Genomic DNA, 12,127 nt, shown 5'->3' on the forward strand with positions numbered 1-12,127 from the left:
ACCCAGGCCGATTCACNTCAGATTCGAGTGCTCACCAGAGGCCTTGGCCTCATCGAGCATCCGCAGCGCGCGCTCGCGCATCTCGGGAGAGTACTTCTGGTTCATCGTGTTCCATCCTTGCTTCAAGAACGGAACGAAACCCAGGCCGATTCACTTCGAGACCGTCGTGGTGGAGAACCTGTCCGTCGCCGGCATGATGACCCGAGGCGGCGCCTACAAGCGAGGACTGAACCACAGCATCGCTCGTGCCGCTCTCGCCCGCACCCGTTCCGACGCCGAGTACAAGACCGCCCGCGAGGGCGGCACCCTGATCATGGTCGACCGGTTCTACCCGTCGTCCAAAACCTGCTCGACCTGTGGCCACGTGAAAACCAAGCTGACCCTCGCCGAACGGACCTACCACTGCGACAACCCCTCCTGCAGGACGTCGCTCGATCGCGACCTGAACGCCGCGATCAACCTGGCCCGACAAGGCCTGGCCGGGAGTACCCCGGCGACTGGACGTGGAGCCACGCAGAAGACCGCCAGCCTTCGGGCCCCGGCGGCAGCAGGCGACGAAGCGTCAACCGCCCCGAGCGGAGTCCCCGCCGGCAACGACGGGGTGCGAACAGAGTGACCACCAAAGATCACTCACTCGCAACGGGACGGCAATGAATCCATCAGCCATGAGAGCCCCGACCAGGCGCTTCCGGCGCCGTCCCAGGGCCGGGCGGCTCTGCCGCACGACCCGGTCGTGGACGTCCACAGTCTGCGAGCCGAACTCTCTGACGTGCGGACCGCCGCCACCCAGGCCCAGCAGACCCTTGACCCTCAGGCCCGCCAGCGTGCGGCCGTCGAGGCCGCCATCGCTCAAGGCCGGGCCGTCCGCCAGCGTGCGGCCGCCCGCCGCACGCCCATCGCAGGACCCGCCGGTGAACCCGTGCGCCGACCGGACGTCCGCCAGTCCGCCGCCACCCAGGCCCAGCAGACCCTTGACCGTCAGGCCCGCCAGCGTGCGGCCGCCGCGGCCGCCATCGCTCAAGGCCGGGCCGTCCGCCAGTCCGCGGCCGCCCGACGGACGCCCATCGCAGGACCCGGCGGTGAACCCGTGCGCCGGCCGGACGTCCGGCGGCAGCAGGACCCGTCGCGCCGGAACGGACGGGGCCTGTGATGGTGAGTGCTCGTCGCGGCAGCAGTGCCCGGAGCCTAGACATAAGGATCCCCCGGCCTCGGTCCGCGATACGCTGGACAATCCACCGGGGGCCGTGTGGGCTATCCGCAGACTCCCACTCCGTTTTTCCTGACCTTCAGTATAGGGCATCGGCTGCCTTGAGCGCAAGAGGACGACGAGACTCACGTAAAAGGTCCGGATGCGGCAGCACGTGCCTCAGATGAGGATGTCCGCGTACTGACGGTGTAGGCCCGGGCCATGGATCGGGAGCTGTCGATGGCCGCACGCCGTGAGATCACCAAGAAGTACGCCCACCAGTACCGGGCCGCATCGAAGAAGGACAAGTCGGTGCTGCTGGACTCCCTGACCGCCACCACAGGCTGGACCCGTGACCACGCCCGCCGCGCGATCCGGGCAGCCCTGACGCGGAAAGGCGCCGCGTCCCAGCAGAAGCGCCGGCCCCGGCCCCGCAAGTACTCCTACGACGCCGTGAAGGTCCTCCAGCACGTGTGGAGCGTGACGGGTCAGCCCTCCGGGAAGTACCTGGCCCCCGTGATGGACGACACCCTGAACAGGCTGGAACGCTTCAAGGAGTTCGGGAAAGTCACCCGCCGGGCCACCCCCGCGGTGCTGACCGAACTGCGCTCCATGTCGGCGGCCACCATCGACAGGTACCTGAAACCCTTCAAGGACGCCGCCTACCCGGCCGCCGGCCTGTCAGCCACCCGACCCGCCCCTCACATCCTGCGTGCCGCGGTGCCCCTGCGCACCAGCCTGGACGGGCCGATCACCGATCCCGGGCTGGTAGAGGTCGACACCGTGGCCCACTGCGGCCACACCCTGGTCGGGGAATTCCTGTGGACCTTGTCGGCCACCCTGCCCGTCTCCGGCTACACGGTCCTGACCACGGTCAAGAACAAGGCATTCGTCCACATCGGGGCCGGCATGGACCGGATCGTCGACCAGATGCCCGTGCCCGTGGCGGAGGTCCACGTCGACAACGGGTCGGAGTTCATCAACTGGGGCCTCATCGACTGGGCGAAGGGCCACGACATCGCGATGTCCCGCTCGCGGCCCTACAAGAAGAACGACAACGCCCACGTCGAGCAGCGCAACGGCGACTGGGTCCGCCGCCACGCCTTCAGATACCGCTACGAGACCGCAACCGAGCTTCAGCTGCTCAACCAATTGTGGCCCCCGGTGATGGCCCGCAAGAACCACCTACTACCCTGCGTCAAGGCCATCGGCTGGACCACCACCTCCGCGGGGCGCAAGAAGCGGGTCTACGACAAGCCCAAGACCCCTTACCAGCGGCTGGTCGACTCCCGTGTCCTGGACCCCGCCACACGGGCCCGCCTGGCAGCCGAGCACGACAGGCTCAACCCCGCCGATCTGGCCCGGCGGATCACCGACATCCAGAACCAGCTCATCCGCCTAGCCGAACGTCGCACCCAGACCGACCAACCCGCCGCCTGACTCATCTCCATCCGGACATTTCAGCTGAGGCAAGCGCTGCGCTCATCCGGACATCTTGACATGAGGCAAGACGACTCGTCTTCACCAGCCGTTCACCTCGGCTCCGCCGTGTGCGAGTCGTCGCGGTGGATGCGACCGCGCGCGAAGAACCAGCCGACCCCCAGCAGGAGGAACCACACCGGGGTGACGAGCAGCGCCTGGCGGGTGTCGGCGTCGCGGGTGAGGACGTAGAGGACGAAGACGAAGAAGACGAGCACGACCTGGGGCATGAATCGGGCTCCGGGCATCTTGAACGAGCTGGCCGCGTGGCCCTGGGGGTGCTTCCAGAGGAACATCATGTAGCTCACGAGAATGAGCGACCACACGGCGATGAAGAGCACGGCGGAGATCGTCGTCACCACCGTGAACGCCCCCATGATGGAGTCGTTGAGCATGAGGACGAGGGCCCCGATGATGAGCCCGACCGACAGGACGAGACCGGCAACGGGCACGCCCTGACGTGACAGCCTGCCGAAGATCCTGGGGCTCATGCCCTTGTGGGCGAGCCCGTAGAGCATCCTGCTCGTCGAATAGATGCCCGAGTTGCAGCTGGAGCTGGCGGAGGTGAGGACGACGAAGTTCATGAGGGACGCCGCGAACGCCAGGCCGAGCAGCCCGAAGAGGTTGACGAAGGGACTGACGTCGGGGTTGACCTCGTCCCAAGGGGTGACGCACATGATGGCCAGCAGGGCCCCGACGTAGAACAGCACGACGCGCAGCGGAATGGAGTTGATGGCCTTGGGCAGGGTCGTCATGGGATCGGCGGTCTCGGCCGACGTCGTCCCCACGAGTTCGATGCCGACGAAGGCGAAGACGGCGATCTGGAAGGAGGACAGGAATCCGCTCAGTCCGCGCGGGAAGAACCCATGATGCGTCCACAGGTTGCTCAGTGCCGCATGGCGCCCGTTCGGCGCCTTGAAGGCCACGACGACCATGACCGCAGCGGTGACGATGAGGGCGAGGATGGCGACGATCTTGATCATCGCGAACCAGAACTCCAACTCCCCGAAGAGCCGCACGGTGAGCAGGTTGAGGCCGAGCAGGGCCAGCATCGTCAGCGCCGCCAGCATCGCGGAGACCCGCTCGTCGCCCACCCAGTAGCTCCAGTACCCGCTGATGGCGATGACGTCGGCCATGCCGGTGACGACCCAGCACAGCCAGTAGGTCCAGCCCGAGAAGAACCCGGCCCAGGGCCCGAGCAGATCCGCACTGAAATCCTGGAAGCTCTTGTAGTCCAGGTTGAACAGGAGGAGCTCCCCCATCGCCCGCATGACGAAGAAGAGCATGAGCCCGATGATGATGTAGACGAGCACGAGTGAGGGTCCGGCGGCGTGCACGGTCTTCCCCGATCCCATGAACAGGCCGGTCCCGATGGCCCCGCCGATGGCGATGAGTTGGATGTGGCGGTTGCCCAGGCTGCGGTGCAGTTCCTGCGAGGACGCGCGCTGCGACGGCGCGGGTTCGGGGCTCAGAGGTGAGGGGTGGGCAGTGCTCATGGGAGTCCTCGGGAATGACGGCCCGCGGACCATCCGCGAGGTCAGAACCCGACCATGGACCCGTCACCGTGGCGCCGACGCCGAGGACACCACGTGAACGCGGCGCTCACAGGTCCGCGAGAGTGGTACAAGGGCACGGCTCTGACGCAGCCCTCAGCCGTTCTGCTCGTAGGCGATCTCGACGAGGCCTCGCAGCCGCTCGACCGACGCCGGCTCGGCGTCCCCGGCAACCTGGACCCAGTGCGTCGCCTGAGCGAATCCCTTCGCCGGGGCCAACCTGTCGTCGTCGGGCACGTCCCGGAAGCGCAGCCCGAGACGCACCGTCATACGAGGACCGGGCCCCACCGCGGCGAACTGCCGCGCGGATGATCGGGGTGTACGTCGCCCTGGCCTCGACGGTGGCCTCGGGGCCGATACCGGCGCACAGGGCGACGAGGGCGTCGTGGAGCGGCCGCAGCGGGGCCTTCCTCCCGGCATACATCTGGTCGGCGAACTCCTCGGGGGTCGGCATCGTCCAACCATGACGCCGCGCCACCTCGAACCCGAGGGCCCACTGCGTGTTCTGGGCGACGCCGTGCTCCTGGCGCAGCCAGCGCCGGACGGCGGCCTGATCGAGAGGGTCGACGCCGGACGCCTCGACGATCGCGGCCCACTCATCCACGTCGCGACCCGTGCGTTCACGCATCGAGGCCAGCAGCGCCGCGGTCATGTCCTCGGGAGATGCCATGGACGACATTGTCACCCACTCCGCCCGGCTCCGAAACAGGTCAGGGCCCGGGCACGAGCCGCCGCCCTGACCACTCCCATTCGCTGAGGCCCCCGTCGAGCAGGCGAGCATCGAAGCCCAGCGCCTCGAGCCGCCCCGCAGCGACCGACGACCTGTTCCCGTGATTGCAGACGACGAGGATCACCCGGTCGCGAGGCAGTTCCTCCATGCGCTCGGGCAGCTGGGAGATCGGGATGTTGAGGGCTCCCCTGATGTGACCGCCCTCGAACTCGTAGCCCATCCGAACGTCCAGGACGAGGGCTCCGCGCAGGATCTCGGCATCGGCCTGACCCGGCGTGCATCGCTTCATGGTGATCCTCCACGGTCGGACTGACACCCATGCCGACAGACGACAGTGTCACCTATGCTGGGGACATCGGGAGGGTGCGAGCGGGGAACCGATGAGCGACACTGGAGCGACGATTCCACTGCACGGTACACCACCACGGCGTCACCTCAAGTGGAAAAGACCGATGTTCACAGGGTATTTTTGAGCCACCAGGCGGGGGATCCGGTCGCGGACCTGCCGGTCCAGCACGGAGGAAGGACGGAGGTCCACCGGTGATGAGCTTGTGAGCGGGACGCTTCGCGCCTCCGGGCTCCGCGTGGTCCCGGATGGTGTCCCCGACCTCATCGAGCCCCCGGCGTTCTCCGGTCAGACCACGCGACCGGCCGGCCTCATCAGCACGCCAGAGACGTCGATCGATCCCCGTCCACAGCCGGGACGCGACGCCTCCTACCGGCTCTGGGTTCTCGGTGCCGACGCCCTGGTCATCGCGCTGACGATCATCGTCGCCGTCTTCGCTCGCGCCGCAACGCCGTTCCTGCCCAACGCCGGGGACGTCGAGAGACTCGTCCTGCCCTTGGCGGGAGCCATCTGGATCGGTTGGCTCGCGCTGCTCGGTGCCGCGGGGTCCTACCGCGCCAAGGTGCTCGGTGCCGGCATGGGCGAGTACCGCAACGTCCTGGACGGGTCGCTGTTGGCCGCCGCCGGGCTGGGCATCAGCGCCTATCTCTTCATGTACCCGCTCTCGCGTGGGTTCTTCTTCCTCGCCTTCCTCGTCGGCATCCCGGCCCTGCTCCTCGAGCGGTTCGCCTTGCGACGACTGCTGCACCGGTTACGGCGCGCCGGAAGGTTCCGCCGCCCCGTCATCCTGGCCGGCGACTGCCTCCACGTCGACGATCTGGCGACGATCCTGCGGCGTGAGTCCTGGTTGGGCTACGACGTCGTCGGACTGCTCACCCCCGATCACCGCGGATGTCAAGCCACCGACGCCCCCGTCCTCGGCTCGCCCAGGGACGCCCTGGCCGCGGTCAACCGCACCCACGCCGCAGCCGTCATCTTCGTCGAGGGATCCTTCTCGCGGGCCTACCAGTTCAACCGCCTCGCACGGGAACTCGAGAGCGAGAAGGCCGAGCTCATCATCGTCCCGTCGTTGACCGATGTCTCCGCGCAGCGGATGAACGTCCGCCCGGTCGCGGGCATCCCACTCGTGCACATCGAGAAGCCGCAGGCGGAACGGGCCGGCGGCTGGTTCAAACGGCTCTTCGACGTCGTCGGCTCGGCTCTCCTCCTCATCATCTCCTCACCCGTCATCCTGGCCACCGCGATCGCCATCAAGATCGAGGACGGCGGCCCCGTCCTCTTCCGGCAGCAGCGGGTGGGACGCAAGGGAGAGACCTTCACCTGCTACAAGCTGCGCTCGATGGTGACGAACGCCGAGGAGATCAAGGAGAGGGCCCTCGTCCACCTCAACGAGTCGGACGGCGTCCTGTTCAAGATGAAGGACGATCCGCGCATCACGCGAGTGGGCCGGATCACCCGGAGGTACTCGATCGACGAGCTCCCTCAGTTCTTCAACGTCCTGCGTGGCGACATGAGTCTCGTCGGTCCCCGGCCCGCCTTGGAGAAGGAGGTCGCCGAGTACGAGAGCCACGTGAGACGGCGTCTCGACGTGCGCCCCGGCATCACCGGACTGTGGCAGGTCTCGGGACGGTCCGATCTGTCGTGGCAGGACACCGTTCGCCTCGATCTGTACTACGTCGACAACTGGTCGTTCGTCCAGGACGTGAGCATCCTGCTCAAGACGTTCCGGGCAGTCCTCGGTTCGGATGGGGCATATTGAGCCCATCGTCACTCATCCTGGCGTGCCGAACGCCTCGGGTGCCGGATGCGGCGATCTGGCGCTCAGATCATCATTGCCTCGCCGCAGGAGAGTGTGCATGAAGGTCACCATCACGGGTGGAGCAGGATTCATCGGACAGTACGTCGCGCGGCGTTTCGTGAGCCTCGGCAACACCGTCACGGCCGTCGACATCCTCCATCCGCAAACCCATGCCGATGTCGATGCGGATCGACGCCGGTTCCCCGGCGAGGTACTCGAACTCGACGTCGCCGAGGAATGTTCCTGGACGCAGCTTGATCGGCCAGATCTCCTCATCCACCTCGCCGCCGAGACGGGTACGGCGCAGTCCATGTATGAGACCGAGCGCTATCGCCGGGTCAACGTCGATGGCACTCGGCTCGCTGCCGAGGCCGCAGCACGCTGGCAGATTCCCCTCGTCTACACCAGTTCTCGCGCCGTGTACGGCGGCGGGCGATGGCGTCTGCCCGATGGAAGCGTCGAGTTCGGGACGCCATCAAGCTCCGAAGCTGTTCCCGAGGACTCCCGTGAAGCAGACACTCACTGCCCGGTGAGCGTCTACGGACAGACGAAGTCCGAGGGTGAGTCCATGCTCGCTGACGCTGCGACGACGATTCCCGTGTCCATCTTCCGGCCCCAGAACGTCATCGGCCCGGGGCAAGCTCTTCACAATCCGTACACCGGGGTCCTCGCGGCGTGGCTGGCCATGCTCAAGGAGAACAAGCCCATCACCGTGTACGGGGACGGTTCGCAGACCCGCGATTTCATCCACGTCGATGATCTGGCGCGCATGATCGTCTGGGCCGGCACTCACGACCCACAGGTGGGGCAGGCACGCATCCTCAACGCGGGGTCTGGGGTCCGCACGACGCTCCTGCAACTGGCCCAGTACTGCATTGATGCGGCACCTCAGCCGCGCACCAGCGGCATCACTCACGTCGATGTCGTCCGTGCCGGTGACATCGATCATGCCTGTGCCGACATGTCCCTGGCCAGGTCGCTGGGAGCGCCAGAACCGTCCTGGAGCACACCCGACGCCGTGGCGGATTTCATCCGGTCCGGATGGGACCAGCAGGGTGCCAAGGCATCCGCATGGGACGACGCCCTCGACGAACTCGCCCAGCACGGCATGACGGACTCATTTCACAGAGGTAATGACGCATGACGTCGACCATGGCCATCATCCCCGCCCGGGGCGGGTCCAAGGGCATCCCGCGCAAGAACCTGCGCATGCTCGGCGGCAAGCCCCTCATCGTGTGGACCATCGAACAGGCGCTGGCGACCGAGGGGCTCGACGTCTACGTGTCGACCGAAGACAGCGAGATCGCCGAGGTGTCCCGGCGCGCCGGCGCCCAAGTCATCGACCGGCCGGCCGAGCTCGCCCAGGACGCCACCGCGACCGAGCCGGTCGTCGAGCACGCCATCGCGGTCCTCGACGCCGCAGGACGCCGCCCTGACCAGGTCATGCTTCTGCAGGCAACCTCACCCATCCGATTGCCGGACACCATGGCGCGGGCACTGGCCCAGTTCGAGATCTCCGGGACCGATTCCATGGTCGGCGTCGTCCCGGTGCCGATCTTCATCTGGCAGAAGGAACCGACCGTCGTCGCCCACTACCCGTACGAGAACCGCCCACGGCGCCAGGACATGACACCGGACCAGCTCCGGTACCGTGAGACCGGGTCGCTCTACCTCACCCGGACCGAGGTGTACCAGGCCCAGCACAACCGCCTCGGAGGCGAGATCGACCTCTTCGTCATGGACCCGGTCGAGGGAATCGACATCGACGGGCCGGAGGACTTCGCACTCGCAGAATCCGTGCTTCTCCAGCAACGGGGAGAGTGAGGATGAACGCCGTCGACGTTTCCGTCGTCATCTGCGTACGCAATGGTGCACAGACCATTCTTCGGCAGTGTGACGCCTTGGACCGCCAAGTCAACCACCCGCCATTCGAGATCATCATCTGCGACAACGGCTCAACGGATTCCACCACCCAGGTGGTCAAGCGGTGGATGGACACCAGCCATCATGTCGCCAGCCACATTCGTCTCATCGACGCCAGCGCCAAGGCAGGCATCCCCTACGCCAGGAACTGCGGGATCAAGATGGCGCAGGGTCGACTGGTGACGTTCTGCGACGCCGACGACGAGGTCTTCCCGGACTGGGTCGCGGCCGTGGCCAAGGGCACTCCGGACGGAGGCATTGCGGGCGGTCGCATCCTCGCGAGGCATCAGGACGGCACACCAGCCCCGGACACATTTCCCGATGGGCTCCAGAGGCACCGATTCCTTCCGTTTGCCGCCAACTGCAACCTGGCCGCCACCCGCGAGCTCTTGGTCAGCCTGCACGGATATGACGAATCGCTCCCGAGATATGGATACGAGGATGTCGACCTGTCTTGGCGCGTTCAGCTGTCGGGAAGGCCCATCGCATACATTCCGGACGCGACGATCTGGATGACCTTGTCCCCGCCTCGCACCGCGATGGGCATACGCTTCCAGCTCGGTCAGGGCCGCGTCCTCATGGCGCACCGTTACCCAGACTACGACCCGTACCCGTATTCAGTGGCGACCTGCACCCGCAATCTCGTGCTCGGCACTCTGGTGCTCATCAAGTCGGCCTTGGGCCGGGATCGCTCGGTGCCACCCCGCCGCGCGGCGTCGATCCTCGTGTCGACAGCGGGGACCCTGTGGGGCGTCCTCGCCTACACCGTGTTCGGGACGTATCCCGAACCACACCTGCTGACCACGCCGGCTTGGTCCGCATCCACTCCGGAAGGTTCTCGCTGAATGATCATCAACCGCCACACCACCCCGTTCACCGTCTTCGGCGACGACTCGATCCTCAACGCCCTCCGCAAGATCAGTGAGAACAAGGCGGGCATCGTCTTCTGCGTCGACGAGCACGGACTGCTCACCGGATCCTTCTCCGATGGCGACTTCCGCCGCTGGGTGACGTCGTCCCCCTCCCTCGACATGACGACGCCAGTCACCGACGCCGCCCATCACGCCTGCACGAGCGCCGCCGTCGACGCCTCCCCGGCCACCATCACCGCTCTCTTCCGTCCCGGCATCGAGGTCATCCCGCTGCTCGACGACCGGGGCCACCTGGCCGCCGTCGCCACCGAGGGATCGGCCGAGATGACCATCGGACGGCACACCCTCGGTCACGGCCACCCCGCGCTGCTCATCGCCGAGATCGGCAACAACCACCAGGGCGACGTCTCCCTGGCCAAGCACCTCGTCGACCTGGCCAAGGGGGCCGGCGCGGACGCGGTGAAGTTCCAGCTCCGCGACCTCGACGCCCTCTACCGGCAGTCCGGCGGGGCGAGCGCCGGGGAGGACCTCGGCGCGCAGTACACCCTCAATCTCTTGGCGAAATTCTCGTTGCGCCCGGACGAGATGATCGAGGTCCTCGACCACTGCAAGGACGTCGACATCGACGCCTTCTGCACCCCGTGGGACCTGCCGAGCCTCCGGGTCCTCGCCGACTATGGCGTCCCGGCCCTCAAGATCGCCTCGGCCGACATGACGAACCACACCCTGCTGCGCGCCTGCGCCGCCGAACACCTGCCGATGCTCGTGTCGACCGGCATGTCCACCGAGGACGAGATCCTCGGCTCGGTCGAGGTGCTGCGACGCGCCGGTGCCCAGTTCGCGCTGCTGCAGTGCCAGTCGACCTACCCCGCCCCGTTCAAGGACGTCAACCTGCGCTACATGAACCGGCTGTCCGAGCTGGGGAACTGCCCGGTGGGCTATTCGGGCCACGAGCGCGGGTACCACGTGCCGATCGCAGCGGTGGCCCGCGGCGCCAACATCATCGAGAAGCACTTCACCATCGACAAGACCCTCGAGGGCAATGACCACCAGGTGTCGCTGCTGCCCGAGGAGTTCGCCGAGATGGTGCAGCGGATCCGCGAGGTCGAGGTGGCCCTGGGCACCGACCGGGCCCGTGCCGTGTCCACCGGCGAGATGATGAATCGGGCCAATCTCGCGAAGTCCCTCGTCGCGACGCGAACCCTCGAGGCCGGTGAGGTCGTCACGCGCGACGCCGTCGCCGTGAAGTCCCCCGGGCGCGGCCTCCAGCCCAACCACCTCGACCAGCTCGTGGGGCGCACCATGCGCCGGCAGATCACCGAGGGCGACTTCTTCTACGAGACCGACCTCACCGACGCCGTCGCCCAGGGCCGCCATTACACGTTCCGGCGCCCGTGGGGTCTGCCGGTCCGCTACCACGACGCGCGCAAGCTCCTGACCCACTCCGACACCAACCCCGACTTCCTCGAGTTCCACCTGTCCTACAAGGACGTCGAGATGTCGGCCGAGCAGATCGCCGATGCCTTCGAGCATCGCAGGTTCGATGGCATGGGCTACACGGTGCACTGCCCCGACCTGTACGCCGGCGACTTCATCATCAACCTCGCGTCCACCGACGAGGCCGTGTGGGAGCGGTCGATCGTCGAGGTGCAGAAGGTCATCCAGATCGCCCGGGACCTCGACCGCTGGTTCGACGCCGACCAGCCCCCCGTCGTCATCTGCACCATGGGCGGGTTCACCAAGGACGCCTTCGTCGACCCGTCCGAGCGCCCGGCGATGTACGCCCGCATCGCCCAGGCACTCGAGCGCATCGACGAGGACGGGGTACGGCTCACCTCGCAGACCCTGCCGCCCTACCCGTGGCTCATGGGCGGCCAGCAGCACCACAACCTCTTCATGGGGCTGGGCGACACCGTCGAGTTCTGCCGCCAGTACGGACGCCGCCTCACCTTCGACCTGTCCCACTCCAAGCTCGCCGCGAACTTCACCAAGGTGCCGTTCAGCGAGTACGTCGCCCAGTTGGCCCCGCTCTCGGAGCACCTGCACATCGTCGACGCCGAGGGGGTCGACGGCGAGGGGCCGCAGATCGGTGAGGGCGAGATCGACTGGCCGATGACCGCCCGCCAGCTTGATGAACTGGCCCCCGGGGTGACCTTCATCCCGGAGATCTGGCAGGGGCACGTCAACAACGGCGAGGGCTTCTGGACGGCCCTCGAACGCCTCGAGAACTGGTTCTGACC

12 protein-coding genes and 1 pseudogene are annotated in these 12,127 nt (G+C 67.0%); 9 read left to right on the forward strand and 4 right to left on the reverse strand.

Features of this window, described 5'->3' with window-relative positions; translation table 11 throughout:
• The first annotated feature begins 43 nt into the window (after positions 1–43).
• The 3 genes from E0E30_RS11545 (at position 44) to E0E30_RS11555 (ending at position 2,626) form a co-directional block, all read left to right on the forward strand.
• The gene (locus E0E30_RS11545) at positions 44–616 is read left to right on the forward strand and encodes an RNA-guided endonuclease InsQ/TnpB family protein (protein ID WP_130866398.1); all 573 of its coding nucleotides are present in this window, start codon (positions 44–46) and stop codon (positions 614–616) included.
• A gap of 117 nt (positions 617–733) precedes the next feature.
• Complete coding sequence (locus E0E30_RS11550; protein WP_130865702.1) at positions 734–1,150, forward strand: hypothetical protein; 417 nt, start codon at positions 734–736, stop codon at positions 1,148–1,150.
• A gap of 258 nt (positions 1,151–1,408) precedes the next feature.
• On the forward strand, positions 1,409–2,626 hold the full coding sequence (locus E0E30_RS11555) for an integrase catalytic domain-containing protein (protein WP_130866274.1): 1,218 nt from the start codon (positions 1,409–1,411) through the stop codon (positions 2,624–2,626).
• Between the two features lie 92 nt (positions 2,627–2,718).
• Here E0E30_RS11555 and E0E30_RS11560 read toward each other — a convergent pair whose 3' ends face one another.
• Together E0E30_RS11560 and E0E30_RS13695 are read right to left on the reverse strand one after the other, a co-directional pair.
• Positions 2,719–4,161, reverse strand: a complete 1,443-nt coding sequence (locus E0E30_RS11560; RefSeq protein WP_245306593.1) for an amino acid permease — start codon at positions 4,159–4,161, stop codon at positions 2,719–2,721.
• 153 nt (positions 4,162–4,314) lie between these two features.
• The gene (locus E0E30_RS13695; RefSeq protein ID WP_245306594.1) at positions 4,315–4,488 is read right to left on the reverse strand and encodes a hypothetical protein; all 174 of its coding nucleotides are present in this window, start codon (positions 4,486–4,488) and stop codon (positions 4,315–4,317) included.
• Between the two features lie 38 nt (positions 4,489–4,526).
• Here E0E30_RS13695 and E0E30_RS13700 point away from each other — a divergent pair, with 38 nt between their 5' ends.
• On the forward strand, positions 4,527–4,685 hold the full coding sequence (locus E0E30_RS13700; protein ID WP_245306595.1) for a hypothetical protein: 159 nt from the start codon (positions 4,527–4,529) through the stop codon (positions 4,683–4,685).
• Positions 4,686–4,735: 50 nt separating this feature from the next.
• On the opposite strand, the pseudogene E0E30_RS13955 reads toward E0E30_RS13700, so the two are convergent.
• Positions 4,736–4,999: pseudogene (locus E0E30_RS13955) on the reverse strand (DUF4287 domain-containing protein); the annotation flags it as partial.
• The gene (locus tag E0E30_RS11570) at positions 4,929–5,237 is read right to left on the reverse strand and encodes a rhodanese-like domain-containing protein (protein WP_130866400.1); all 309 of its coding nucleotides are present in this window, start codon (positions 5,235–5,237) and stop codon (positions 4,929–4,931) included. The pseudogene E0E30_RS13955 and the gene E0E30_RS11570, both read right to left, overlap by 71 nt.
• Before the next feature lie 262 nt (positions 5,238–5,499).
• Here E0E30_RS11570 and E0E30_RS11575 point away from each other — a divergent pair, with 262 nt between their 5' ends.
• The 5 genes from E0E30_RS11575 to E0E30_RS11595 all read left to right on the forward strand — a co-directional run bounded on the left by E0E30_RS11575 (position 5,500) and on the right by E0E30_RS11595 (position 12,125).
• Positions 5,500–7,053, forward strand: a complete 1,554-nt coding sequence (locus tag E0E30_RS11575) for a sugar transferase (RefSeq protein ID WP_245306596.1) — start codon at positions 5,500–5,502, stop codon at positions 7,051–7,053.
• 97 nt (positions 7,054–7,150) lie between these two features.
• Positions 7,151–8,236, forward strand: a complete 1,086-nt coding sequence (locus tag E0E30_RS11580) for an NAD-dependent epimerase/dehydratase family protein (RefSeq protein WP_130866401.1) — start codon at positions 7,151–7,153, stop codon at positions 8,234–8,236.
• The gene (locus E0E30_RS11585; RefSeq protein WP_130866402.1) at positions 8,233–8,916 is read left to right on the forward strand and encodes an acylneuraminate cytidylyltransferase family protein; all 684 of its coding nucleotides are present in this window, start codon (positions 8,233–8,235) and stop codon (positions 8,914–8,916) included. Before E0E30_RS11580 ends, E0E30_RS11585 begins: the two co-directional genes overlap by 4 nt.
• A 2-nt stretch (positions 8,917–8,918) precedes the next feature.
• Positions 8,919–9,860: a glycosyltransferase family 2 protein gene (locus E0E30_RS11590; RefSeq protein ID WP_130866403.1), complete on the forward strand. Its 942-nt coding sequence runs from the start codon at positions 8,919–8,921 to the stop codon at positions 9,858–9,860.
• Positions 9,861–12,125, forward strand: a complete 2,265-nt coding sequence (locus E0E30_RS11595; RefSeq protein ID WP_130866404.1) for an N-acetylneuraminate synthase family protein — start codon at positions 9,861–9,863, stop codon at positions 12,123–12,125. It abuts the gene before it with no gap.
• Positions 12,126–12,127 lie beyond the last annotated feature (2 nt).

Origin of the sequence: Acidipropionibacterium timonense (assembly GCF_900605005.1) — a bacterium.
Taxonomy (GTDB): Bacteria; Actinomycetota; Actinomycetes; order Propionibacteriales; family Propionibacteriaceae; genus Cutibacterium; species Cutibacterium timonense.

What these genes read in the sequence shown, in the direction of transcription:
- E0E30_RS13700 (WP_245306595.1), top strand. Translation starts at nt 4,527, where the DNA reads ATGATCGGGGTGTACGTCGCCCTGGCCTCGACGGTGGCCTCGGGGCCG.
- E0E30_RS11555 (WP_130866274.1), top strand. Translation starts at nt 1,409, where the DNA reads ATGGATCGGGAGCTGTCGATGGCCGCACGCCGTGAGATCACCAAGAAG.
- E0E30_RS11585 (WP_130866402.1), top strand. Translation starts at nt 8,233, where the DNA reads ATGACGTCGACCATGGCCATCATCCCCGCCCGGGGCGGGTCCAAGGGC.
- E0E30_RS11570 (WP_130866400.1), bottom strand. Translation starts at nt 5,237, where the DNA reads ATGAAGCGATGCACGCCGGGTCAGGCCGATGCCGAGATCCTGCGCGGA.
- E0E30_RS11580 (WP_130866401.1), top strand. Translation starts at nt 7,151, where the DNA reads ATGAAGGTCACCATCACGGGTGGAGCAGGATTCATCGGACAGTACGTC.
- E0E30_RS11590 (WP_130866403.1), top strand. Translation starts at nt 8,919, where the DNA reads ATGAACGCCGTCGACGTTTCCGTCGTCATCTGCGTACGCAATGGTGCA.
- E0E30_RS11595 (WP_130866404.1), top strand. Translation starts at nt 9,861, where the DNA reads ATGATCATCAACCGCCACACCACCCCGTTCACCGTCTTCGGCGACGAC.
- E0E30_RS11560 (WP_245306593.1), bottom strand. Translation starts at nt 4,161, where the DNA reads ATGAGCACTGCCCACCCCTCACCTCTGAGCCCCGAACCCGCGCCGTCG.
- E0E30_RS13695 (WP_245306594.1), bottom strand. Translation starts at nt 4,488, where the DNA reads ATGACGGTGCGTCTCGGGCTGCGCTTCCGGGACGTGCCCGACGACGAC.